Annotated in this window: 24 protein-coding genes and 2 pseudogenes; 7 read left to right on the plus strand and 19 right to left on the minus strand. The window is 40.8% G+C overall.

The annotated features are described in order from the left end of the window. Window positions 1-189: 189 nt before the first annotated feature. From JZO70_RS21775 to JZO70_RS21800, 6 genes and pseudogenes are all read right to left on the minus strand, one after another. A pseudogene (locus JZO70_RS21775) lies at window positions 190-435 on the minus strand (PhzF family phenazine biosynthesis protein); the annotation flags it as partial. Window positions 436-635: 200 nt separating this feature from the next. After that, a pseudogene (locus JZO70_RS21780) lies at window positions 636-857 on the minus strand (transposase zinc-binding domain-containing protein); the annotation flags it as partial. 177 nt (window positions 858-1,034) lie between these two features. Further along, window positions 1,035-1,775 (minus strand): SDR family NAD(P)-dependent oxidoreductase, encoded by a 741-nt coding sequence (locus JZO70_RS21785; RefSeq protein ID WP_207675808.1) that lies wholly within the window; start codon window positions 1,773-1,775, stop codon window positions 1,035-1,037. Between the two features lie 223 nt (window positions 1,776-1,998). Then, complete coding sequence (locus tag JZO70_RS21790; RefSeq protein ID WP_207675809.1) at window positions 1,999-2,217, minus strand: hypothetical protein; 219 nt, start codon at window positions 2,215-2,217, stop codon at window positions 1,999-2,001. Window positions 2,218-2,325: 108 nt separating this feature from the next. After that, window positions 2,326-2,526 carry a cold-shock protein gene (locus tag JZO70_RS21795; protein WP_207675810.1) on the minus strand — a complete coding sequence of 67 codons (201 nt, stop codon included), beginning with the start codon at window positions 2,524-2,526 and terminating at the stop codon, window positions 2,326-2,328. A 236-nt stretch (window positions 2,527-2,762) separates the two neighbouring features. Then, a complete protein-coding gene (locus JZO70_RS21800) occupies window positions 2,763-3,056 on the minus strand; it encodes a hypothetical protein (protein WP_207675811.1) in 294 nt (97 codons plus the stop codon). Between the two features lie 250 nt (window positions 3,057-3,306). On the opposite strand from JZO70_RS21800, the gene JZO70_RS21805 reads away from it, so the two are divergent. The 3 genes from JZO70_RS21805 to JZO70_RS21815 are packed head-to-tail and all read left to right on the plus strand — an operon-like array spanning window position 3,307 to window position 5,165. Then, window positions 3,307-4,266 carry an alpha/beta hydrolase gene (locus tag JZO70_RS21805; RefSeq protein WP_207675812.1) on the plus strand — a complete coding sequence of 320 codons (960 nt, stop codon included), beginning with the start codon at window positions 3,307-3,309 and terminating at the stop codon, window positions 4,264-4,266. Between the two features lie 16 nt (window positions 4,267-4,282). Further along, entirely contained in the window at window positions 4,283-4,741 is a 459-nt protein-coding gene (locus JZO70_RS21810; protein WP_207675813.1) for a LytTR family DNA-binding domain-containing protein, read from the plus strand. Continuing rightward, window positions 4,734-5,165 carry a DUF6608 family protein gene (locus tag JZO70_RS21815; RefSeq protein WP_207675814.1) on the plus strand — a complete coding sequence of 144 codons (432 nt, stop codon included), beginning with the start codon at window positions 4,734-4,736 and terminating at the stop codon, window positions 5,163-5,165. Before JZO70_RS21810 ends, JZO70_RS21815 begins: the two co-directional genes overlap by 8 nt. 56 nt (window positions 5,166-5,221) lie before the next feature. Here JZO70_RS21815 and JZO70_RS21820 read toward each other — a convergent pair whose 3' ends face one another. The 4 genes from JZO70_RS21820 to JZO70_RS21835 all read right to left on the minus strand — a co-directional run bounded on the left by JZO70_RS21820 (window position 5,222) and on the right by JZO70_RS21835 (window position 7,563). Then, window positions 5,222-5,563 (minus strand): toxin-antitoxin system, encoded by a 342-nt coding sequence (locus JZO70_RS21820; protein ID WP_207675815.1) that lies wholly within the window; start codon window positions 5,561-5,563, stop codon window positions 5,222-5,224. Window positions 5,564-5,620: 57 nt separating this feature from the next. Further along, on the minus strand, window positions 5,621-6,310 hold the full coding sequence (locus tag JZO70_RS21825) for a helix-turn-helix domain-containing protein (protein ID WP_207675816.1): 690 nt from the start codon (window positions 6,308-6,310) through the stop codon (window positions 5,621-5,623). Between the two features lie 195 nt (window positions 6,311-6,505). Further along, window positions 6,506-6,973 (minus strand): PTS sugar transporter subunit IIA, encoded by a 468-nt coding sequence (locus JZO70_RS21830; RefSeq protein WP_207675817.1) that lies wholly within the window; start codon window positions 6,971-6,973, stop codon window positions 6,506-6,508. Between the two features lie 143 nt (window positions 6,974-7,116). Then, entirely contained in the window at window positions 7,117-7,563 is a 447-nt protein-coding gene (locus JZO70_RS21835) for a hypothetical protein (RefSeq protein WP_207675818.1), read from the minus strand. A gap of 141 nt (window positions 7,564-7,704) precedes the next feature. Here JZO70_RS21835 and JZO70_RS21840 point away from each other — a divergent pair, with 141 nt between their 5' ends. Together JZO70_RS21840 and JZO70_RS21845 are read left to right on the plus strand one after the other, a co-directional pair. After that, window positions 7,705-8,616, plus strand: a complete 912-nt coding sequence (locus JZO70_RS21840) for a DUF2268 domain-containing putative Zn-dependent protease (protein WP_207675819.1) — start codon at window positions 7,705-7,707, stop codon at window positions 8,614-8,616. 367 nt (window positions 8,617-8,983) lie between these two features. Further along, window positions 8,984-10,252 carry a RidA family protein gene (locus JZO70_RS21845; RefSeq protein ID WP_207675820.1) on the plus strand — a complete coding sequence of 423 codons (1,269 nt, stop codon included), beginning with the start codon at window positions 8,984-8,986 and terminating at the stop codon, window positions 10,250-10,252. 94 nt (window positions 10,253-10,346) lie between these two features. Here the strand turns inward: JZO70_RS21845 and yjeM are convergent, their stop codons facing one another. The 6 genes from yjeM to JZO70_RS21875 form a co-directional block, all read right to left on the minus strand. Next, window positions 10,347-11,828 carry a glutamate/gamma-aminobutyrate family transporter YjeM gene (gene yjeM, locus JZO70_RS21850; protein ID WP_207675821.1) on the minus strand — a complete coding sequence of 494 codons (1,482 nt, stop codon included), beginning with the start codon at window positions 11,826-11,828 and terminating at the stop codon, window positions 10,347-10,349. Window positions 11,829-12,569: 741 nt separating this feature from the next. Then, window positions 12,570-14,561, minus strand: coding sequence for an ABC transporter permease (locus JZO70_RS21855; protein WP_207675822.1), 1,992 nt, complete (start codon window positions 14,559-14,561; stop codon window positions 12,570-12,572). Between the two features lies 1 nt (window position 14,562). Next, window positions 14,563-15,324, minus strand: coding sequence for an ABC transporter ATP-binding protein (locus JZO70_RS21860; protein WP_207675823.1), 762 nt, complete (start codon window positions 15,322-15,324; stop codon window positions 14,563-14,565). Between the two features lie 93 nt (window positions 15,325-15,417). Next, window positions 15,418-16,407, minus strand: a complete 990-nt coding sequence (locus tag JZO70_RS21865) for a sensor histidine kinase (RefSeq protein ID WP_207675824.1) — start codon at window positions 16,405-16,407, stop codon at window positions 15,418-15,420. Between the two features lie 3 nt (window positions 16,408-16,410). Further along, window positions 16,411-17,085 carry a response regulator transcription factor gene (locus JZO70_RS21870; protein WP_207675825.1) on the minus strand — a complete coding sequence of 225 codons (675 nt, stop codon included), beginning with the start codon at window positions 17,083-17,085 and terminating at the stop codon, window positions 16,411-16,413. A 38-nt stretch (window positions 17,086-17,123) separates the two neighbouring features. After that, window positions 17,124-17,534 (minus strand): hypothetical protein, encoded by a 411-nt coding sequence (locus JZO70_RS21875; RefSeq protein WP_207675826.1) that lies wholly within the window; start codon window positions 17,532-17,534, stop codon window positions 17,124-17,126. A gap of 213 nt (window positions 17,535-17,747) precedes the next feature. Here JZO70_RS21875 and JZO70_RS21880 point away from each other — a divergent pair, with 213 nt between their 5' ends. After that, window positions 17,748-17,963 carry a hypothetical protein gene (locus JZO70_RS21880; RefSeq protein ID WP_207675827.1) on the plus strand — a complete coding sequence of 72 codons (216 nt, stop codon included), beginning with the start codon at window positions 17,748-17,750 and terminating at the stop codon, window positions 17,961-17,963. Between the two features lie 402 nt (window positions 17,964-18,365). On the opposite strand, the gene JZO70_RS21885 is transcribed toward JZO70_RS21880, so the two are convergent. Further along, the gene (locus JZO70_RS21885) at window positions 18,366-19,493 is read right to left on the minus strand and encodes an RNA-guided endonuclease InsQ/TnpB family protein (protein WP_207675828.1); all 1,128 of its coding nucleotides are present in this window, start codon (window positions 19,491-19,493) and stop codon (window positions 18,366-18,368) included. Window positions 19,494-19,667: 174 nt separating this feature from the next. Here JZO70_RS21885 and JZO70_RS21890 point away from each other — a divergent pair, with 174 nt between their 5' ends. Then, window positions 19,668-21,224: a PucR family transcriptional regulator gene (locus tag JZO70_RS21890; protein ID WP_347565231.1), complete on the plus strand. Its 1,557-nt coding sequence runs from the start codon at window positions 19,668-19,670 to the stop codon at window positions 21,222-21,224. Window positions 21,225-21,277: 53 nt separating this feature from the next. On the opposite strand, the gene JZO70_RS21895 is transcribed toward JZO70_RS21890, so the two are convergent. Both JZO70_RS21895 and JZO70_RS21900 read right to left on the minus strand, forming a co-directional pair. Beyond that, window positions 21,278-22,876: an ABC transporter gene (locus tag JZO70_RS21895; protein ID WP_207675829.1), complete on the minus strand. Its 1,599-nt coding sequence runs from the start codon at window positions 22,874-22,876 to the stop codon at window positions 21,278-21,280. Continuing rightward, window positions 22,873-23,610 (minus strand): ATP-binding cassette domain-containing protein, encoded by a 738-nt coding sequence (locus JZO70_RS21900; RefSeq protein WP_207675830.1) that lies wholly within the window; start codon window positions 23,608-23,610, stop codon window positions 22,873-22,875. Before JZO70_RS21900 ends, JZO70_RS21895 begins: the two co-directional genes overlap by 4 nt. Between the last annotated feature and the right edge of the window lie 40 nt (window positions 23,611-23,650).

The raw sequence follows: 23,650 nt of genomic DNA on the forward strand, positions 1-23,650 counted from the left end.
CAATGGGCGGAAGAAAAAGAAGCGAAAAAAATCAAGAAGGCGCTAGATAAAAAGAAACCTGGGAAGAAGAAACCCGGGAAGAAAAAACCGAAGAAGAAACGGTGATGGGAGTTGCTTTACTAAGAACAACTTTAATCGAAAACAAATAAGCCCTTGAAAACAAGAGCTTTAGGCACTACAGAGGGCGGATCATGCCCATTCACCTTTGGCAACTAAATGAACATTGCCGCCAACATAAATTTCATAAGTATCTTTGATTAAGGATGCCTCAATGTGAAGCAAGGAAGGACGATTGATTTCGATCCCCTGCCGAAGGTTGTATTGAAGCTGATTTTTCCCAAAATAATTGTACTTCAGCAGATAGGCGGCCAAATTGCCATTGGCACTGCCAGTCGCTGGATCTTCTGTGATACCGGCATCTGGCATAATGACCCGAACATAAAGGTCACTGCATCAACGGATTTTAACGGAATTATTGTACAAGGCAATCCAGTGGAGACTAATTGAATCGGATAATCAGAGTCAATATCCTCTTCACTAAGATTAAAAATGGCAGCCATTTCCGGAACCGCGATCGCTTCTTTCAATGATTTACCGAATACCGGCTGATTCTGCTGGCTTTCGCCTATTGTTCAAGTGGGACAAAACTTTCCACGACATTTTAAAGGAACAAACTTTGTGGTATGGCATCCTTCGCAGACAAACAAGCGGTATCCTTTTCGAATATCTCCACAATAACTGAATTTGTTTACTTCTCGCTTGACAATTGGTCGAATCCGGCGTCCATGAGTAGCAACAAAATTATCCCAATTGTGGTATTCGTCGAAAAAGGTTGCTTCGAGGATATTTGCTTTCATAGGATTATTTTACTAGTTCAAAAAAAATGAAAAGGGTCAAGAAGACTGGTGTTACAGCCTTCTTGACTCTATATTTTTTATACTTTCTTTACTGTCAAAAAAACCTTAGCAATAATTCAGCATAAAACTGAATAATCGCTAAGGTCATTTCCAACCATAAAATTACATCTGTTCTTTTTAAGGCATTACAAATCCGCCATTTGGCGAAATAGTCTGACCAGTTAAATAAGGTGCGCTAATAATATATTCCATACAACCAGAAATATCCGAAACATCTCCAATTTTGCCTAATGGAATTCCTGATGCCAAAGCATTCAATTCATCTTGATTTACACCTTTAAGCATGTCACTCATAATCATTCCTGGTGCAATGGCATTGACTCGCACTTTACGTCCAGCATATTCCAGCGCCAGTGCACGGGTCAATCCCAAGACGCCGCTCTTCGCTGCACAGTAGTCGGCTTGGTTTTCTACACCGATTAACCCACCGATTGATGAGGTGTTGATAATGCACGAATCATGATCCACCATGTGAGGCAGGGTCAGGTGACACATGTGCAATAAGCTCATCAAGTTCGTATTGATAACCGCTGTATACTGCTCTTTCGTAATATCGATAAAATTGCAATTGTTAGTAATTCCGGCATTATTAACCAGAACATCGATCTTTTCACCAAATTTATCAATAGCTGCCTTCACTAACGCTTCGCAATCTTCATACTTGCTGACGTCCGCTCGAACCACCAACGTACCCACACCATATTTTTCCTCGATGTCTTTCGCCAGGTCTTCCGAGATAACTTTGGAGCTGTCACTAACATAATTGATGACGACGTTATAGCCCATCTCGCCTAATTTCCGTGACATAGCATTGCCGATTCCCCGTGATCCTCCTGTTATTACCGCTGTTTTGCTCATTTTGTTACCCCCTCATTTTTTATGGTACCAATTACTAGTTTAGCATAAACAAAGTTGGAATATTCAGAAAATTTTATTTATAAAAGATTTTTTTTGTATTTAACTATCTATCTGTCTTTTTACACAAACAGCTGGCACTAATTTTCTTTTAAAAGAGCAAACAAAAAACCTTAGCAATTTACCAGCCGAAGACTGAAAGATTGCTAAGATTTTTTTAAATGCCTTAGTTAGTGGTTAATTTGCCATAACTAATGACGGTTTTTTCGTTTTGAGCCTTTTCATTAGGCAAGTCTTTCAGATTGATAATCGCTGAATTGACCAATAAAACTGCTACTTCGCCGCTGCGCATCACTTTTTTATGAGTGAAAAATACTTCTTGTCCCTCACTAAAATCTTTGCTTTTTTCTGAAGGTACGGTTTGTCTCCATCCATTGAATCCCATTGAGAATAGCCCCTTTTCTTTGTCTAAAGCATCGGTGTAACAACGTGTGGCAATTTTGAAAAAAAGAAGCGACCCAAAACTTTTTGGATCGCTTCTGACTAGTTTAAATTAGTTTTTGAAGATGTTAGTTGCTTGTAAGCCGCGTTGGCCTTCTTCAACGTCGAAAGTCACTGCTTGACCTTCGTCTAAAGTTTTGAAGCCGTCACCTTGGATAGCTGAGAAGTGTGCGAACACATCTTGTCCGTTATCTTGAGTAATAAAACCAAAACCTTTGTCTGCATTAAACCATTTCACTGTACCTGTATTCATATTGTGTATCCTCCTAGTGCTTATGCACATATAATTTTTTGCAATATCTTGTTGCTAAAAATGAAGAATGACAACACCCATACGAATGAAATGACTCTTTGTTTTAACTGAACAAATCTACTACATCTATTAATATACACCCATTAAGCAGATATGTATACCTATCTAGGCCTTAAACCCAAATATACTGCTTTTCTTACGTGTTCCTTAATGTTTGACGACAAATTTGTCGTTTTTTAGCTAAAAAGCGCCAGAATGAAGAATATTAGGGAAATAGCCACACATACATAGCCAGCGAATTTACCACACTTGATTTCAACAGCCGATAATTCATTCCTGTCTCTCGAAACCATGGTGGAAAGGAAGTAGTATTTTTTGAAAAGAATCAATGCTGCCATCATGCCCAGAACGCTACCCAGAATCAAATTTCCATAAACAGGCGACAGCATGCCCCACGACATAAACAAAATAGGTCCTGCGAACAAGACAACAAAGGTTACTAAAATGATTCTTTTCTTTGCGATACTCATCTTACACGTTCCTCCTCATAAAAAATCCCTTGCACCAATCTTCACCTAAAATGATAAACAATCTAAACGTGATTGTAAAGGCACATACATGAACGAAAATCCCTTCGATTCATTTTTTCTGACCCGTCAACCAACCAGTGCAACTCAGTCCCTCTAAAGTGCAACAAAGGAAAAAGTGGTAGAAACTCCTAACAAGATTCCTTATGATGATTTTAGAAGCAAAGCAAAAGAAGGATTGGAGGAACACAAAATGAAAAAATCAATCAAAAAGAAATTAATCATCGGAGTAAGTATTTTGATGGGCAGCATCGTCATTGCGGGTCTCGGAGCTAGTTATTATTTTGGCAAACTGGTAGTCGAAGGCTTATTTTATCAAAACGACGGAAATGATACGAAAAACAACAGTCTTGTGCAGTTGGAAGAATGGGGCTACGACTTAGAAGCTTTCAATGCCAAATACTCTGGCAAAGATTTTAATCTGGAAGCCGAAGATGGCAATACTGTTCCGGTTACTTTTTTCAGCACGGACGATAATGAGAATAAGGATACCGCGATCTTGATCCATGGTGCAGGCGGCGACCACGTGTTTGTTTCGCCTTTGGCTGAGATGTATTTAGAAAACGGCTGGAATGTACTATCCTTTGACACCCGAGGCCACGGCGATAACGAAAGTCCTTTGGTAACTTTCGGCTATTTGGAACGATTTGATGTCAGTGCCATTGTTGACTACGCTGAAGAGATAACTAACAATAAAAAAATCGTGGTTCACGGTCAATCCATGGGTGGTGCCACTGCCGGAATGTACGCAGCAACGGAGCATGCGGCCGAGCATACGGATGCCATTATCATGGACTCGCCGGTGTACAGTATGGAAGAAATGTTCGTGGGCGTTTGGCAAGAAATGGAGGATACCGAAGACATTCCCCTACCTTATATCATTGCTTGCGGGAATTTATATATGAAGCTAAATCACGGCTTTACCTTTAAAGATGTTGAAATCACGGAGCAACAAAAATATAATGAAGTCAAAACCTTGGTCATTAACAGCGCTCAGGATGACATTTGTTCGCCGGAAAAAGTGGTGGCCTTATATGACAATGTGGCTTCTGCCGATAAAGAACTTGTCACCATCAATACCGAACATATCAAAGGCATTTTTGACCAAAAGGAAGAATACGAAACAGCCGTTATGCAATTTTTATCAAATTAACCATTGGAGCTGACTTATGCGGATCAAACTATTTCAAGAGAAAACCCTTGAAGAAGACCGAGCAGAAATCTATTACCGAGAGATGACTGTGGAAATCGAAAAAGTGTGCCAATTGCTGGAAGGAGCCACGCCGCAACTTTATGGTCTGGAGGATGGCCAGCAGATTCTGCTGAAGCTGGAGGAAATTTACTATATCGATACTGTCGACAAAAAAACCTTTGCGTACTTAAAGGAGCAGGTCTATCAAATCCAAGGCAGCTTGTCTTTTCTCGAAACGGCTTTGTCCCAGCATGGCTTTTGCCGCATCAGCAAAGCCAACATCGTCAATATTCAGCATATCCACAAAGTGAAATCCGAACCCAACATGCGGCTGAAAGTGGTGTTGACTAACCAAGAGGAGTTAGTGATCAGCCGTTATTATCGCAAGCCGTTTCAAAACTACTTAACGAAAGTACGAGGAATTTTGCATGACTAAAGCCCGTTTAAAAGAAATGCTGTTGGTAATTTCTGTCAGCTATACGATTATCTCTTTAGGCACCAGCCTGTTTGATGCGGTACTTTCTGGCAGCGGTGAAGAATTTTCCCGGTTGCTATTCAAGTTTATCTGTACCGTGATTGCGGTAAGTATTCTTTATACCCATCCGATGCTGGAACGCTTGTCTCCATTGGCAATGATCCTGCTTCAGTATGTGGCTGCCATGCTGCTGGTATTTTTAACGATCTGGATTAGCAGCTTTTTTGAAGAAATCCACGAATCCGGTTATTTCGATGCCTTCCGATCCTTTACGATTATTTATATCATCGGTGCTGTTGCCTATTATGTTGGCCTTCATCTGGATGTTCGCAAACAAAATAAATTGCTGCAGGAAATTCAAGCGGGACAGAATAAATTACATTAATATAAATGAAAAACTGCTGCTGAGTATTTTGGGCTCAACAGCAGTTTTTTGATCAATTATTGCGGTGAACACTCCTTGTTTATTTCTTTCTCAAGTTCTGTTCGTGTCATTATCGGTTCGCTCATAGTCTCTACACTTAATTTTTGGAGCGCTTTTGAGACTTCTTTCTTTCGCTGCGAAAATTTGTTAACTAAATCTTCTCCGGTTACACCTTGGCTAACCAGCTCGTGTAAAACTTCAGTATCGAAATCCAAAAAATCATCCTCGGATTTGATGAATTCATAAAAAATACCGGTAGGAAATAGCTTTGCTTCCATCGTCATATCCTCATCAATATTGAATTCTTTCGGGACAGTTACCGTAATAGAGTTTCCTTGTTTGCGTGTTTTTATCTTCACTTTCACCCCTCCATTATTCCATTTCATTTACTTCCCTAAAAGTATCATGAAGAATTTCTACTGATCCCCAAGTTTATAAGAAGCTAACTCTTCAGCAATCTCATCTATTTCTACATTCGCCAAATCATTCAGTAATCGTACTTGTTCAATCTGATGCGGCTCAGTCTCTTTCCCTAATAATTTTAGCCGAACTTCTACCGGAATGAGTAAAGTCAAAATGATTTGTGAAGAGCCTGAAGCAGGGCCTACCCCTTGTTCCCAACGACGAATTGTCGTCACTTTTACATTCAATTTTTTGGCAAGTTCTTCTTGACGCATATTCCAGTATGCTCGCAGATTCTTGTAAAATTCCTTATTTTCAAAATGCTTCCCTCTTTTAATGATTCGATAAAGACTGGCAGAATAATATTCTTTTCTGCGAGCGTTGACTTCATTTATCAAATCTTGATCTATTATTATCGATATCTCCTTCAACACCTCATTTTGTTCACCAAATAAAATTTTATCTAAATCCTCTTCATCTATTCTGTATTTTTCAAAAAGGTATTCATCTCGATAATTTAGTTTTTGCAAATTCCAATTAATTCGTCGACCTATCTCTAGAAAGTCTTTTTCTTTATCGTCTACCTGATCAATTGGTTTTTCTTTTTTTAAAACTAAGTAATCATCGTTCTCTTCAGTCAAAAAATCTATAATCCTCCATCCAACAAACGCTTCATTTTGTTTTTGAGAATCATCTATTTTCATGTGGCTTTCCTCCTACCCAACCCCCTGAAAGAAACATCATAATATAAACGAGGTAACATATTATATTACTGTTCTTCTATGATTTTACCATAGACTTTCAGAAGGAAGAACAGTAATCAAAAAATATATATTAGTTTATTCTCGCTTTCATTTGTGAACAAAAAAAGACAGCCATCTCTGACCGTCTTCCTTCTATTATAATTCAGCGACTAAGTCACCTTGATTCGACAAATCGAATTTGCCTTTTTCCCCTTTGTCCAAACTAGGGAAGACCACCATGACATCTGTGCCTTTACCAGCTTCTTTAATAGAAACAAAATCAACCGTGGCGATTTTTTGTTGAGCAGTTACCTTGTCGCCGGCTTGGACTAAAATCTCAAACCCTTCTCCCTTTAGCTCAACAGTGTCGGTTCCGATGTGGATCAGAATCTCCAGCCCTTTGTCCCCTTTAATCGTTAAGGCGTGCTTAGTTGGAAAAACACTTTCAATTGTTCCGTCAATTGGTGAGACAATCTCATTAGAATCCGGCTGAACTGCGAAGCCTATTCCCATCATTTCACTGGAAAACACTTCATCGGCTACTTCTTGCAGCGATACCACGGTTCCCGATACCGGTTGGTACACCTTCACTGGACTTTTCTTTTTGAATAATTTGTTAAACAAAGAAATTCCTCCTCTAATCGTCATCAAGTTATTGATTCGCATCGTTTATTACTACTTTATCATACCGCATTTCTCAAAATGTAGAAAACGTTTTTAATCCTAATCCCAAAAAAGAAACAGCACCCATGCACCGTTTCTTCCTGTTACCCATTTTCCGACAGCTGCTTCCAGCGAATCAGGGTCTTATTCACGTAATTCAGCACCATGATTTTGCACTTTTCCTGCTCATTTTTATCAAAGCCCACTTGCTTGAACTGCTTTTGAAAGTCCTTCAAAGCAGCAATCACTTCATCGATCGCCTCTTCATCGATACCGGCAGAAGGTCTTTGGCGATTTAACATCAATTTTTCAATAATTGCTGGCGTGTGTTTTTCCAAATAGGCGAAACCAAATCGCTTGGTGTCGTCTCGATAAGTTCTCAATGTGTCGATCGGCGTCTCAAAGGATGCCTGGCGTGTCGTTCTTTTAACTGGTTCTGGCTGGCTGGTTTTCTTACGCTTGTGCCACCAATTGGTTAACAAAACCGCTACGATAAAAACGATAATATTGGAGATCAGAGTTTCCACTGTAAATAAATTTTCTATGTTCAAATGCTCACTTCCTTAATATTTATCATAGCAGTAAAAGGTTAAATGACAAAGATTATTTTGCGATAATTTACTAAAAATATTGCTTGACCTTCACGCGGCGTAAACCACTATAGTAAAAGTATCGAAAAGGAGATGAGAAACATGCAAATTCAAGCGATTCGTTCCGATCAAGTCTATCAAAAAATGATTGACTCCCCCCTGCAAAAGCGCAACGATCTTTTTCGCTACGAGCTGATGAAGCCTTTTGAGAAAAAGTGGGCTTGCTATCACGTTCCCTTAAAGGCAAAGGAAGAAAATGGCTATGATGTCGTAATGGCTAGTAGTATGTTAGGTTATTTGGCACCTGCCCAAATTGACGAAAGCCAACAGGACAGTGTAAAGCTGCTATCAAATGATGATTTTTGGCAAACTTGCCAGCAAGCAATAGAGGAGAGTCTACATCGGTTTGAAGAAGTTGGGATTGATTTGCCAGTGAAGGAGTACTTGTACACTATTTTGCTAGCTGACCCTGAGAGTCCTTATACCATTTTAAGTGATGGTTATTCTGGTGATGGCGGGATTCCAGGGTATATTTTTGGGGCGATTTCGCCGAATACCTTTACGCTAGATCGCATGCCGGCTGCTCTAGCCCATGAATGCAACCACAATGTCCGCTTTCAATTTATTGAGTGGCGCAACGATATCACTTTAGCAGAGATGATGGTGAGTGAAGGTTTAGCGGAAAATTTTGCCACTTCACTTTATGGCAAAGATAAGTTGGGGCCTTGGGTTAGCAAGGTGGACCTGGCAACTTTAAATGAGTATATCAAGCCGCTGATCAAGGATGCCCTTGACGTTTCTGGTATGGAGAATTTGACTGCTTACCTTTATGGAGATGAAATTGCTGAAATGAGCAATTATTTCCCGGTCGGTCTGCCTTTCTGTGCTGGTTATGCTTGTGGTTATTACATGATTGAACATTATTTGAAGAAAACCGGTAAGACCATTGTCGAAGCAACGATTTTGCCGGCTGATGAAATTTTAAAAGAAATTGAAGACTTTTGGGAGATTTAAACAAGCAGGCAATGAGAATTTCTCGTCGCCTGCCTTGTTTCTTCTATTATATATAATCTATTGCTGTCACTTCGATCTCTTACTATCATTGCGGCTGGTTTGATTTCGGCGAAAAACTCGCCGTGAGCTTTGCCGATTATATCTCAGTAAGTAATGTCGGCGACAAACATTCTAGTGTGAATGACATTTTACAGTGACATCCCCAACTGTCCTTAAATTGTTAGCAATCTCACTCAAATTTTGGTGAGATTTTTTATTTTTCCAGGTTAAATAAAAAAACTTTAATGTAAGCGTTGACATCTGGTGCTTTATCCTTTAATATCTCTTTTATGACAAAAATTATTTCGCTTCAAGAAAGGAACCATTTATGACTAAAGACAATGCAGTATTAGCAAGAAACACTCAAGAGGCACCAATCGACAAATTCGCTTCACAGTCCGTTGCTTTTTCTCATTACAACAATCTTTCTGCCCAATTGCCGATTGATCCGCAAACGGGTGAATTAGCAGCTGGCGGAATCAAAGAACAAGCGGAGCAAGCCTTTAAAAACGTAGCTGCCATCGTTCAAAGTATTGATCACGTGATGAGCGATGTGGTGCGCTTAACTATTTTCGTAAAGGATTTAAGAGATTTGGATGCAGTTGACGCGGTTTACAAAAACTATTTTGCTGGCTATCTTCCAACACGAACGGTTGTGGCAGTTGACGCATTACCATTAGATGCCTTAGTTCAAGTTGAAGCGCTGCTTTCAAATGGCGAAGGAACTATTCCTGATGCTCCACAAGCTGGCGACTTGATCAAGCTAACGAACCATACTGAAAACGCACCGGCGGACGCATTGTCTAGTCAAATCGTGGCATTTTCTCACTACACCAATCTTTCGGCTCAATTACCGATTGATCCAGAATCGGGTCGGGTAGTCGCTGGTGACATTAAAGTACAAACGGCCCAATGTTTGAAAAATATTAAAGCCATTTTGACTAGTGTGGATGTTCCAGTGGATGACATTGTTAAAATCACGATTTTTGTAAAAGACTTAAGTCAAATGAAAGCGGTTGACGAAGTGTACAAAACCTTCTTTCCGGATTCAGCGATTGCCAGAACGGTAAATTATGTACCCGCTCGAACAGTTGCAGTTGCCAGTGATTTACCAATGGGCGCAGACGTTCAAATCGAAGCAGTGGTTTCTTATGGCGACGGCACACCACCGCAGGCAGTTGAAGATCGTCACGGCTTAATTCTAGAAGCGAACAATACAAAGGATGCTTGGAAATGTCCAATGGCTACCCAAACGGTTGCTTTTTCTCATTACAATAACCTAGCGGCCCAATTGCCGATTGCACCAAACACGGACGATATTGTATCCGGCGGCGTAAAAGCGCAAACGGAACGATGCTTGAAAAATATCAAAGCCGTGATTGAAAGTGTCGATCACTTAATGGAAGATACTGTGAAGATCAATATTTTCGTTAAAGATTTGGCTGACATGGATGCAGTCAATGAAGTGTATCAAACATTCTTCCCAGAAGGCACACCTGCTCGCAGAGTCGTGGGCGTTGGTGAATTACCAAAAGGTGCGCTGATCCAGATGGATGCCATCGTTGGAAACGCAGAAGGCACGCCACCATTGGCTTAGTTTTTCAATTTCAGCAAAAAAAGTAGGCATAGGATATGCTCCTATGCCTATTATATATTAAGAACCTAGCAGCTTTCACTGCTGAGTCCGTAATTTATTCTTTTTCGCGACGAGTGTAGTTTGAATACAAGATCATACCGACAATCGTGAAGCCGATTGGTCCGGCAATCATCCACAAGGTATCACGTATGCCGGCACCTTCGATGATTGGTTGGAAAATCGTGAAGATGTTAGCGCCCAATACTAGTAAGAAGACAACAACACTGACGATCATGGTCATGCTTTTTGTTTTATATACTTCAAAGGTTTGAGGCATATTTTTTTGTTTGAATTTAGGAAATGCATAGATCAAGAACAAGTATGGTAAAGTCATTGATACGTTTGCCATTAACGTTAAAATGTTGTAGAAGGCAGATGGATCTGGTGTCGCAAATGATGCGATTAAAATGATCGCAACCACTAACGCACATTGTGCCCACATTGCATAAGAAGGCATGCCGTTTGCGTTCAATTCCGTAAATTTCTTTGGCCATAATTTCTTCGGTGTTCCCATGATCAAGGTCTTCAATGGTGAATAAGTTAAGGTAAAGAAAGCACCACTGTAAGCTAAGAACATACCTAAACCAGTGTAACGAGCGAACCAGTTACCCATGCTGATGGCTGCTGATTGACTCATGCCGATTGCATTCCCGAACTCAACCCCTAAGTTGTTCATCATTACATAGCTGATGTTACCAAGGTTTGTAGAATCGCCAGAAAGAACGGCATCCCAGTTAGTACTTACACCCCATAGGAAGATCCCTAGCGCATAACCGATGGAAATAACAATCGCTGAGAAAACGACACCTTTAGGGAAAGTTTTCTCTGGGTTGCGGGTTTTATCAACCATGCCCCCAACAGCTTCGATCCCACCGTAAGCGAAGATCGCAAATACTGCGAAACCTAGTAAGCCGATTGGGCTTTGGTAGCTAGGGTTTGGTGAATGTAAAATTTGTTCGAATGGTTGTGCCAATTGGCCGCCATTGATCACCAAAATAATACCAGAAATAATAATTAATACGACGTTCAAGCTTGTTACCGCAATCCCACCAAGACTGGTGATTTTTACGATTCCCTTGATCCCTTTAATAGAAACCACCGTTACGATAACCATCCATAGACAGGCTAGTAAACCAACCATTTGTGTGGAATTTAAACCAAACAAACCAAGTTTTTGCGTTTGGTCACTGCCGGCAAATGCTGTAGTAAATGGAATCCATACTTTCGAAGAAGTTGATACCATCCAGACAACATAAGAAGCAAACCACATAAAGGTACCGATAAAGGCAAATCGTGGTCCCACACTAACTTCCAACCATTTGTACATACCGCTGTTTTCGCCCTTGATAGTCGAACCAAACTCCGCCATCATCAATGCAAACGGGATGAAGAATAAAATCGCTGCAACGACGTAGAAGACGATTGATCCATAGCCCATCAAGTAAAAGGCCACCGGCCCATTGGCAAACCCGAAAACTGAGGTAAAGATCATCATGACTAAGGCACCCAGTGTCATACCTTTTTCCGCTTTGGACATTTCAATCACTCCATTTCGATTTTTTTATTGGGCTGCAAATTATATTGCGTAATAAATAATTGACAGTTCGTTATTGATTGAACAAGTTAGTTACAATAAAATAAGAGCTCCCACTTATGACTCTACCTTTAAAAAAGACGTCTAGCAAGAAAGGCGCTCACAGAATATTTCTGTCAAAACTGCGGTTTTCTCATTGTTTTACAGTGAGCAAGCCTGTTTTCGCCAGATGATAAAATAACTATAACATTTATAATATAGCACTATATATATCACTTAAATTCTAATAAACTCGCCACTTTCAATTTAGTATGACGTTATCACAGACGAAATAGGCTTACTTTTTGCAAGTAAACCCGAAAAAAGGTATTATGAGAAGCATTCTAACTAAAACTAGTTAAAGAACTCATTAATCAAAAGAAAAAACATGAGAGATTTGCCATCGCAAGTCAAAAGACTTTTTAGCGTCTTTTTAAGAGCGCTGTAATGAGGGTTAAAAGAGAATAATTTTAGTTTATTGCCCATTTAATTTTAACTTATACACATCCTGCGGCCATCAAATTCCGTGCAACGGCTAATTTTTCTGAAAATTTTTGAAATTATTGTGACTAGGAATTGTGCGGATTTTTAAAACTATTGATACCGTTTACTATGTAAGTTACCCCGGTTGCTGTCTTTAAAAATTTCAACAACAAAAAAGGTAAGAAGACGGAGAATTACTCAAGTCTTCTTACCTCTTCTATTTTATTGGTGGTCCCGCTCAACAATTTGGTAATAGCTGCGAGCGGTTAGTTGATAGACTAAAAAGTACAAGAAAGCAAAGATCAAGACAACTACTAGTGCTACCACTAAAGTAATATGCCAATTCGTCAGGCCGAACATGATGAGCAGCTTACAAATAATCCGAAAGGCAAAAGCCAAATGGATAACCGCAATAATTAGCGGAAATAAGAAGACCATTAATACTTGCTTGTGGATGACCTTTTTCACATCACGATGACTCATCCCAACTTTTTGCAAGATTTCAAAACGTTCTTGATCGTCCATACCTTCCGAAACTTGTTTGTAGTAGATAATTAAAGCTGTAGCCAGGGTAAAGGTGACCCCGAAAATCGCACCTAGAAATAAAAAGCCGCTAGCAAACGTTCGATTATCCCGAGCATACTTGTCCTTTGAACCCATCCGGTAGGTTCCCGCTTCAAACTGTTGCGCAAAGCTTTGCTCTAATATATCAGCAAAGGCGATGCGTTTTGCTGGTGAGGCAGCGATATTAAAATCCATATTATAAACCGGTGCCCGCAGCTCCGCTTCTTGTTCCGGTGTAGTCAACCATTTATCCAGTAAGCCATCAAGTATTGTTTGATCCTTTAAAACGACTATGAACATGTCGCTTAAGTTATTTTGCTTCTGCAGACCAACAAACTCACTGACCTTCTCTTTAATTTCGAAGCTTTGATCCTGCAGCGATATAGTTTTAGCTGGTGCATCGCCGCTTTCTTCGAAAATGATTACCTCATTATCAGTCAGCTGCTCCTGTTTTCCAGCCAGCCGATTATATTCATCCAGTGTCATAAAGCTCATCAATGAAATTAGCGGCAAAACATCCACCGTCAAATGATCCTCCAGCTTAAACTTAGACGAATCCTCCTGTCGGACAAAAGAAAGCTGCTGCGACATTTCTAAGATTTGCATATTTTCCAGTGATACGCCTTGCTCTTCAGCCGTCGCCAACGCACTTTCTTCCATCTCCGCAATGGGCAGATCTGAACTAACACTAATATCATGGGTAAAACGAGAATCCACCATATTTTGTTGGCCAAAGTACAGACTCCCAGTGGTGGTCAATGTGACGATCACCATCGTGGATAAAATACAAATGCTGGCCAGGCCTGCCGCGTTTTGCTTCATGCGGTAGATCATATTGGAAACGGAGATAAAATGATTCGGCTGATAATAGTAGCTTTTCCGTTTCTTCAGCTGCTTCAGCAAAGTGATACTGCCGGAAATGAACAAGCTGTAGGTTCCGATAATAACCAAGATAATCGCTACAAAGAAATACGTCAGCGCCTCAATTGGCGATTGAATTTTTACAGCAAAGATATAGCCGGCCGCTAAGCAAATGATCCCGATAATCGACATAATCCAGCGGCTCTTCGGTTCTTTTTCTCCGGACTTGCTGCCATACAAGAGTTGAATTGGATTCGTTCTGCTAATTTGCAGACAATTGATGATAAACAGCAATAGGAAAACCAAGGCGTAGAACAAAGCCACCATCACCGTGCCATCCAGTGCTAGGGTGAATTCAAATGCTTCACCAATACCCAGCATCTTTTTCAAAATTAGAAATCCTAAGCGGCCAAAAATAATCCCGCTGATGATTCCAGCAACCAAAACCAGAATAAAGCTAAACAAGTTTTCCCAAAACATTAGGATGTAAAGCTCTCGCTTGCCTAAACCTAAAACATTGTACAAACCGATTTCTTTTTTCCGTTGCTTCAGCAAAAAACTATTGGTATAAATCGAGAAAATCACCGCAAAAATCAGCAAAATGATATTTCCTAAATTGAACATCATCATCGCGGTTTGACTATCCGGCAATGTGCGCATTCCAGGATTGTTGACGATGACTTGGGTCATAGTGGTCACCACTACCAAGAAAATCATGGAGATTAAAAACGGCAGGTAAGCCCGCTGATTTTTCCGTAAGTTGTTGAGGGCTAATTTTATGTAAAACATACTACCCCTCCTTTGACAATAAGGCCGTCATTGTTTCATTGATGGTCTCAAGAAATTGGAAGTTGGCCTTTTGTCCACGATACAGCTGATGAAAAACCTGCCCGTCCTTAATGAAAAGCACCCGATCCGCATGACTGGCGGCAATCGAACTATGGGTAACCATCAAAATCGTTTGCCCGTTTTGGTTGATCTGTTGGAAAATCCCCATCAATTGATCAGAGGTTTTGGAATCCAGTGCGCCAGTGGGTTCATCCGCCAGCAGCAATTCCGGTTCGGTAATAATCGCCCGTGCCACCGCGACCCGCTGTTTTTGTCCGCCAGAAAGCTCGTAAGGATATTTTTCCAATAGCGGATAAATGCCCAGCGATTTGGCAACTGGTGTCAGCCGACTTTCCAAGTCTTTTACTTTCACCTGCGATAATACTAGTGGCAATAAGATATTGTCTTTCACTGAAAAGGTATCTAACAAATTAAAATCTTGGAAAACAAAGCCCAAGTGATCCCGTCTGAAGGCCGCCGCATGTTTTTCGGGAATTTTGGTTAAATCCATATCGTTTAACATCATGGTTCCGGCAGTTGGTTTGTCTAAGGTCGCCACTAAATTCAGCAGTGTGCTTTTTCCTGAACCGGATTCTCCCATAATCGCTACATACTCTCCGGCATCGACACTAAAATTAATCGAACGCAGGGCCTCCACCGCCAAACCGTTCATCTGACTTTGATAAACCTTCCGTACATCTTTTACATATAATAATTCGCTCATGTCTATCTCCCCCTCTCCTATATCATATGCCCGAAGACGACCCAGAGCTACTTACAAAAAGAAACCCAAACTTACAGTTCTGAAAGTTTGGGTTTACTCCATCGGCCGCTTCTTAGGAAAGAAAATAGAAACCGTCGTACCTTCGCCAATTTTCGATTCAATCGCCAGACGGCTGCCAATCTTATCGGCAACTTTGCGGCTAAGATACAAACCTAAGCCACTAGCCCGTTGCTGCTCCCGACCATTGTAGCCGGTATAACCTTTTTCAAACACCCGCGGCAAATCCTCCGCACGAATGCCGATGCCGGTATCTTGAATATCCAACTGCTGACCGTAAAATGCTATCGTGATTTTCCCATCCGAGGTGTACTTAATCGCATTAAACAAGACCTGCTCCAAAATAAAGATCAGCCATTTCTTATCCGATAGTACCGTCCCCTCCAGCTGCTTTAATTCCAGCTGCAGATTTTTTTGCGAGAAGAAAAAAGCATACTTCCGCAATACCTCCTTCACGACTGCATCCACGGATAATTCCTGAATCATCAAATCCTGGTTATCTAAATTCTGCCGCAAATAATTCAGCATCAGCTGCAAATACTCGTTCACCTTAAACAGCTCAGCTTTCATTTCTTGCGGATGAGCCTCGCCAGATTGGATCAATAAATCCATTGCTGCTACCGGGGTTTTGATTTGGTGCATCCACAAGCCGAAATCATCATAGACTTCTTGCTTGTCCTGCTGGCCCTTAATTCGTTCCTGATTGGTTTCCGCTAACAGTTGGCGAACCATTTCCTGATAATAGCGTTCTTCCTGGGTTTCAGCTTTAGGAAAAATCACCGGCGTTTCCGCCTGCACCACGTTATCCACTAGCAGCTTCAAACTTTTCTGCTTGCGAACGTATCGATAGAAAGCAATGATACTATACAACACCATCACAAATCCGGTAAACAAGGCTTGATCCAAAAACGGTTCCCAGGAAAAAGTATGCAAATAAAAAGTAAAGCCACTCAACCCGATAATTAGCAGATACAACAAGTAAAGCACTCGACGCTCATAAATAAACGAACCCACTAGTTTTAGCATAGCCTACTCCTCAATTAAGTATCCTTTATTTTTCACCGTTTGAATGATGTCCGTTAACCCGGCTGCCGCCAATTTTTTACGTAAACGTGTGATATTCACAGCCAAGGTATTATTATCAATAAACTCGTCATTTTGCCACAACAACTCAATGATTTGTTCCCGCGCCACAATTTGCCCCCGATTTTGACACAATAATTGCAAGATTCGCGATTCATTGGGAGAGATTGGTACACTGGTCAGCTCATTTTTCAAAAAGTTCTCTGTCGGATAAAACTGGAAATTCTTCAACGGATAAACAGTTTCCTGATTGCCATATTGGTAGCTGCGCCGTAACAGGGCTTGAATTTTCGCCACTAATAAAGACAGATCAAAGGGCTTCGCCATGAAATCATCTGCCCCCATCGACATCGCCATGATCTGATTCATTTTATCCTCCGCTGACGATAAGAAAATAATCGGCACCTCCGAAAATTTGCGAATCTCCTGACACCAATGAAAGCCGTTAAAAAATGGCAGCGAAATATCCATAATCACTAAATCCGGTGCTTCCTTTCGCACCTCCTGATCCACTGCCTGAAAATCCTTCGGCGCCAAACATTCATAGCCCCACTGCTGCAAATGTTCCTGCACCACCTTCACAATCGTCGGATCATCTTCCACCAAAAACAATTTTGTCATTTGCTTACTCCCTTTTTCTTCTATTATATAGTCTATTTTTAATTGTTGTTTTCCTGAAGAATGGACTTTGAATAGAACTCCACCCATTGATTATCAATCCAGCGGCTGACTTCCTCGTAACAACTGTTTTCCGGCGACGGTTCTTCCCATAAAAAAATACGAATGTTTTTCCCATGGATCAGATTTTGCATCAGTGCATAAGTCAGCTCGGAAAATCCTGAAGGACCGATATATCCGGCTATCCCCTTTTTCTTCTTATTATATAGTAGAAAAATATCCGCCTCTTCAATGTGTCGAAAGAATTCTTTCAACAGCATCGGATACTCTTGATCCAGATCATCGCCCAATCTCGGATAATCAATTACCTGAATCCCCGCTTGTTCAAACTTTTGGATCAACTCTTGGTATTCTGTTTGAAATGCTATACTACCTGAAATGATCGCTTTCATTCATATTCTCCTCTAACTGTTAAAAAGTAGTAGCCAAAATCCCCCGAGATTTTTCATTTCCTTCTATTATACTAGAAGTCTGACAGGCTGCGTAGAATTTTCCGATTTCCCAGATATTTTCCCCACAAGCCCAAGCACATTAGTTGAATCTTTTCTGCTTTCGTATTATCACTATATATAGAGGTAATTATAAATTGAAAGGATTGATCAGCTATGCCAGAAAAACCAGTCGGAAATATGGAACACGCACATGATCCAGAAAAACTAGGATTACCAAAACCAGTCATCGTTACGTTTATGGACGGTGAAGTCGTTGAAGGAACCTTAATCGCCGTTCACCCTAAACGGATGGATATCGAATTAAGCGACAAACGCGTCATCAGTGTCTTTAAACACGCCATTAAGTATTTTGAACATCCAGAAGGATAAAGAAAAGAGGTTGACGTCGGCGTCAACCTCTTTTTATTTCGAGCGACACACAAGCGATTAAGAAACGGCGGCTATTAATACCTCTATTCCTCTCTCTAATTTTTCTTCGAATCATCAAATTAGAATAGCCGTCTTCCCCATTTTCTGCTAATATATCTCTAATCATTTATAGTTTTACAGGAGAGGATGTGCCCTTTGAAACTCAATCAATTATTAAGCGCCTGTCAACAACTCACGACTAAAGTCACGAGCTTGTCTCTCACTAAAAGTGAGTGTGTTTAGTTCTCTAAACACCTTTTAGACTTATTCCTATCCGGTAGTGTAAACATACTGATTACCTCAATACTCCTACCTTAAAGTGATGGAATATTAGGACGGTTGACTTCGCCCCTGCTCAAGAGGTCATGCCCCTTGAACATCTGTTTCGATCAGGTTAACACCTTTTCTAAACAGATTCATGGCACCGATGCGATCATCGTTGCTTTGGTACCGACATTTTTTGCAGCAGAAATGGTGACGTTGCTTATCACGATTCCCTTTATTAACATGCCCGCACTTCGGGCAGGTCTGAGAAGTGTACTTCGGTGATACAACAACTACTTGTTGTCCGTTCAAAGCAGCTTTGTATTCTAGAAATTTCCGGAATTGATAGAATGCCCAACTTACTGTCACGTATCGATGCTTCACTCGTACTTTCTCTGTAGTTTGCCGCACACCAGATAAATCTTCAAGAACAAAAAGGGTGCCTTTCGGATAGTTCTCTACGAGTGCCTTCGTTACTTGATGGTTTATATCTGTAACATAACGGTTTTCTCGTGAGCCGATGGTTTTGATCTTCTTGCGACTGCTTGGTGTTTTTCGTTGCTGCAATTGTTTGCGGAGAGCCTTGGCTTTTCCGCGATGATGCTTGACTTCACGGCCATTGAAAAAGTTCGTCTTGCCGTCGCTGTCATAAGTAGTGGCTAAGAAGTTAATCCCAAGATCAATGCCAACTACTTGAGTTGTTTCTGCTAATTCTGGAAGTTGGTTCTCCTTTGACATAGAAATATGCAAGAACCACTTATTGAATTTGTGTACTAGCTTTGCCGTACCGAATTTCCAAGTACCGTCAAAGAAACGCCGCATTCCTTTCTTTTCAAAGCAGAGCTTCAAGCGACCACTTAGGGTATTTACAGAAAACCACGACTCTTTCAGTGAATAATCTCGGTTCCAAACTAAGTCATATTGCGGCTGCTTAAACTCAATTTGAGTCCAAGCGTGCCCGTTTGATTTGCACGTTTTATACTTGGCAATCACGGTCTTCATGACGGATTGAGTCATCTGAGCCTTCAAACCAAAGCATTCACGCAATTTTCGATAATAAAGTTCATTCAAAAGGAACTGTTTTAACACTTTCGATTGAAACACCTGCTGGGATAACCAGTTGCACGCATTCTGATAGGCTGTCATGGTTTGCATTAAGTTTACTTGGTCTTTTTCATCGGGTACGTAAAGTTGGATTTTCGCTGTGAGTACATTCAATTGTTTCACCGCCTCTCACCTTTAATTATAAAGCAATGAGAGAGAAAAGTATATAAAAATACGAACGTTTGTTCTGTGTTTTTTTTTTTTGAAAAGAGGAGATTTTCGGCCAAGCCGATTATTTTCTCCTCCCCTGACTGAAGTCACGGGTATCCGAAAACAAAGGTATATAAAGCGCAATATATCCAAGTTGCCAATCAGCAGGCGGACTTGACGAGAGAAGTTACTACTGTTGGTATGATGGAGGCGCCAGACATTATCGATTTTTTAGTTGAAGGACAACTTTTGGTGACCACTGGATTTCATTTTGCCCAGGATATCCCAAGCCTGATAGAAGTAATCAAAGAAATGCATCAGCGAAAATGTGCCGCTATCGGTATTAAGGATCAACGTTACTTTTCAACGATTCCAGCAGAAGTAATCGCGGTGGCTGATCAGCTGCAGTTTCCGATTTTGCTGCTGCCTAAAGATGTTGGGTTATCTGTCGTTGTACGGGATTTGCTGCATCGCTTGTTAAACTCCCAATCGGATCAACTGAAGCGAGTGATCGAGACCACCAATGAATTGTCCAATTTGATTTTAGAAAAAGAAGATACTGAGCTTTTCTTGGAAAAAATCGCGGATCGGCTAAAAAAGGATCTGTTCATCATTAATTCTCATTACGAGATTATTTATTGCAGCAGCGGGATTCGCCATCATGCAGGAGAAATTGAGCAGGCTCTTCGACTAGGTATGCCGGAACATTTACTTGATCTCACTCATCCATTAGCAGACACTTATTCACAATACTCAATTCAACTGTTTCCAATCAGCACCAATTTCCGATCGGAAGGTCAATTTTTAGGCATTTTAAACGAAAAAGAGGAGGACTTTGAAACCAAATTATTAATCCAGCAAATCGTTAACCTATTAGGCTTCTCCACATTGCGAGCCCTAATTAATCAAGAAACGAAACGACAAATCAAAAATGACTTGTTTACTTCTATTATTTCGGGAAAAACCGAGGCAGCAGCTTCTGCAGATCAGTTGGCGTTGCAGGAAATTGATACGGAAAGTGAACACAAATGTGCTATTATTTCCATCAACACTGAAGGAACCGCCCATTTGATCAACTACAAGACGATCCGTTTTGTCCACGATTACATTAAATGGTTTTTTGATGAGCGCAATACCCTTGCACAACTGTTTATCGACGGTCAGGAGTTGGTGTTATTTCTCCCAACAGCAGCAGCGAACCGCAGCGTTCTGGAGCAGCTCTTAGAATTTCTAACTGAACGTTTTGCCGGAAAGTACGTTTTTATCATTGGCTATTCCCATAGCAGTTCGCCTTTGACTCAGCTAGCAACATTGTACAAAGAAGCCAGCGACGCTCTTTCATTGGCCGAAAATCCTAAATACGGACAGCTGATTGAATATCGACCAAAAATCGTTTCCGAATTATTACAGCTAATTCCCACCAGCGATCAAATCAGCTACATTGAAAACAATTTGCACGGGCTGATGACTTTGGAAAATCAAGTGGAAAGCCAAGAATTGATTGAGACCTTGTATCAATATTTTTACTATTCACGGGCCATCAATAAAGTCGCCGCTGCTCTCTTTATTCATCGCAACACAGTCATTTATCGTTTGAAAAAAATTGAGCAGATTTTGGGAATTTCCTTGGATGATCCAGAAGTAAGGATGCGATTAATGATCGCGGTATTGTTGATGTATAAAGCCGAAGAAACTCCGGAGTGAAAAATAAAAAGCCGCTAACAGGAATCCTTCTCCCCTGTTAGCGGCTTCGATTGTTAATCCATTAGCTTATTCCAAAAATACGTCTGTTTATTTTTCAAAAACAGAACAGCAATTACAGCAATCACTAAGAACACTGCACCATTTAACAGCCATGGATTGATAAGCTGTATCGCCACAGCCACAGTGTAGGCAGCAACCAAAATACCCCCTATAATCATCACGCCAAACATCCAAAAAACTAAAGCAAAATTGCCGCTTCCCCGCGTGAACAGTTCGCTGATGTTGTTCCATGTCAGATTCAACAGCTGGTAATCCCGTATAAAGAAATGCAGCGAGATTAGAATCGTTCCTAAAACAATTCCCGCCATCATTGACAGCAGTAATAAGAATGGCAGACGGAAAATTAATCCTCCCAACAGCCCTACTCCGCCGGTAATAATAATCTGAACCGAACAGGCAAACCAAAATTTAATCCGCATATAGCTTTTAAAAGACAACGGCAGAGAACGAATAAAGGAAAAATTTTCTCGATCCAAAGAAATAATTGAGCTGACAAAGGACGTCTGATTGATCGTCATGCCAGCTATGAAAATCCCGGCGACGAAAAATACGCCGAAGAACCGCAGCGAGATTCCTGAAAAGGAAAAATCGCCAGTAGTCATAAAGGTAATGAAAAACACAACCGGCATAATCAAGGAAGACGACAGCATCTGCATCACCAAGTTAGGATTTTTGATTAGCTGCATATTGTAGCTTCGCATCAGCTGTACTAAGTTTTGATTTTCCTTGCGTTTACGCGACTTATTTTTACTCTGGGTTGGTGCACTGCTAACCGATTTATACAGCTTCGGCACGATGTTCTTTCGTAAAATCACAAATATAATCCCTAAAGCTGCCAGTAATCCGGCAATACTCATCAAGCCTGAGGCCGAAAATGGTGCGGTTACCGCATAAAAGAAAGGCATAAAAGGTGCCAATGCAGCCTTGTCGACAAATTCATTACTGTAACTTACCTGGTTCTGAGCAGAATTAATAATCAAAATCCCACCGATGGAGATGACCATCGAAAGCACCAGCATTCCGGTAGTAAAAGCTTTTTTATGTCTAGCAAACAGCTTTGTTTGGGTTAAGCCAAAAATGAACAAACTACACAAACCAAACAGCAGCAACACAAACACCACAAACAGAATAAAAGCACTGAGAACCGCAAGTACGATCATCTGTCCGCCACGCCAAGCGGCTAAGAAGAAGACCACCATTAGCGGCAGCAGAAACGGCACAATCGTAATGCCCACTACTAAAAATTTCGCTAGAAAAACTTCCCCTTGCCGAAACGGCAGCGACAAGTAATTTTCCAAATCCCGACTTTCAAAAAAGACATTGAAAATCGACGACATCGCTTGCGATAATCCGATCAGTCCAAACAACGCCATATAATAGGTAAAGTATCCAGGATATTTGGAGAAATCGATCATAAACATAATGCCGACATAGATGACTAGAAAAAGGATACCAGAAAGAATATACGAGCTGAAAATACTGCGAATCAACTTGGCGCCGGTTTTTCCTTTTTTTCGAGATTGGTTGGTGGCGGAAGGATTCACACACAAGACATTGGTTTTGATCAACGCCTTTATTTGCTGGAGCTTCATGCCTCTTCCTCCTGTTCTTGCGCTTGGCGGCCGGCCATTTTCAAGTAGACACTTTCCAAGGATTCATTTGGATAATGTTCCAGTAACGCATCCACTGAACCGTTGTAAATCAGTTCACCTTTCTTCAAGATCGCCAAATCGTCACACAGCTGTTGGGCCGTATCTAAGACATGGGTGGAGAAAATGACTGTTTTGCCCTTAGCAGCATGCTGCTTCATCATTTCTTTCAAGTCAAAGGCAGCTTGGGGATCAAGGCCTTGCAAGGGTTCATCCAAAATCCAAATATCCGGATCTGGCAGCAGCGCTCCGATAATAATCGCCTTTTGCCGCATCCCATGAGAAAAACTTTCTAAGGTTTCATCCACATGGCTTTGCATATCGAACAAGCCGATTAATTCCTGCAAACGAGCATCTTCGCCGTTCAATTCGTAAGCTGCTCGGATTAAATCCCAATATTCATTGGCAGTTAATTGTAAAAATAAATCCGGTGTATCCGGCACATAAGCAATTTTTTTCTTAATCGCTAAACGATGCTCCTGCAAATCCATCCCATCAAAACTAATCGTGCCCTTAGTTGGCTCGATAATGCTGACTAGACTTTTGATGGTGGTAGATTTCCCGGCACCATTGTGTCCTAAGAAGCCAAATATTTCGCCGCCCTTAATGGTTAACGTTAAATCCTTTAAAGCGGCGGTCTTGCCGTACATTTTCGTTACATCTATTATTTCAATCACTTTTATTCACTCCTCTTACTCTACTATACGTGAAAAATAA

Source organism: Candidatus Enterococcus moelleringii, assembly GCF_017377575.1.
GTDB lineage: Bacteria > Bacillota > Bacilli > Lactobacillales > Enterococcaceae > Enterococcus_A > Enterococcus_A moelleringii.

Bases quoted from the DNA above. Each gene is read 5' to 3' on its own strand.
- JZO70_RS21785 (WP_207675808.1), bottom strand. From the start codon at position 1,775: ATGAGCAAAACAGCGGTAATAACAGGAGGATCACGGGGAATCGGCAAT.
- JZO70_RS21790 (WP_207675809.1), bottom strand. From the start codon at position 2,217: ATGGGATTCAATGGATGGAGACAAACCGTACCTTCAGAAAAAAGCAAA.
- JZO70_RS21795 (WP_207675810.1), bottom strand. From the start codon at position 2,526: ATGAATACAGGTACAGTGAAATGGTTTAATGCAGACAAAGGTTTTGGT.
- JZO70_RS21800 (WP_207675811.1), bottom strand. From the start codon at position 3,056: ATGAGTATCGCAAAGAAAAGAATCATTTTAGTAACCTTTGTTGTCTTG.
- JZO70_RS21805 (WP_207675812.1), top strand. From the start codon at position 3,307: ATGAAAAAATCAATCAAAAAGAAATTAATCATCGGAGTAAGTATTTTG.
- JZO70_RS21810 (WP_207675813.1), top strand. From the start codon at position 4,283: ATGCGGATCAAACTATTTCAAGAGAAAACCCTTGAAGAAGACCGAGCA.
- JZO70_RS21815 (WP_207675814.1), top strand. From the start codon at position 4,734: ATGACTAAAGCCCGTTTAAAAGAAATGCTGTTGGTAATTTCTGTCAGC.
- JZO70_RS21825 (WP_207675816.1), bottom strand. From the start codon at position 6,310: ATGAAAATAGATGATTCTCAAAAACAAAATGAAGCGTTTGTTGGATGG.
- JZO70_RS21840 (WP_207675819.1), top strand. From the start codon at position 7,705: ATGCAAATTCAAGCGATTCGTTCCGATCAAGTCTATCAAAAAATGATT.
- JZO70_RS21845 (WP_207675820.1), top strand. From the start codon at position 8,984: ATGACTAAAGACAATGCAGTATTAGCAAGAAACACTCAAGAGGCACCA.
- yjeM (WP_207675821.1), bottom strand. From the start codon at position 11,828: ATGTCCAAAGCGGAAAAAGGTATGACACTGGGTGCCTTAGTCATGATG.
- JZO70_RS21855 (WP_207675822.1), bottom strand. From the start codon at position 14,561: ATGTTTTACATAAAATTAGCCCTCAACAACTTACGGAAAAATCAGCGG.
- JZO70_RS21860 (WP_207675823.1), bottom strand. From the start codon at position 15,324: ATGAGCGAATTATTATATGTAAAAGATGTACGGAAGGTTTATCAAAGT.
- JZO70_RS21865 (WP_207675824.1), bottom strand. From the start codon at position 16,407: ATGCTAAAACTAGTGGGTTCGTTTATTTATGAGCGTCGAGTGCTTTAC.
- JZO70_RS21870 (WP_207675825.1), bottom strand. From the start codon at position 17,085: ATGACAAAATTGTTTTTGGTGGAAGATGATCCGACGATTGTGAAGGTG.
- JZO70_RS21875 (WP_207675826.1), bottom strand. From the start codon at position 17,534: ATGAAAGCGATCATTTCAGGTAGTATAGCATTTCAAACAGAATACCAA.
- JZO70_RS21880 (WP_207675827.1), top strand. From the start codon at position 17,748: ATGCCAGAAAAACCAGTCGGAAATATGGAACACGCACATGATCCAGAA.
- JZO70_RS21895 (WP_207675829.1), bottom strand. From the start codon at position 22,876: ATGAAGCTCCAGCAAATAAAGGCGTTGATCAAAACCAATGTCTTGTGT.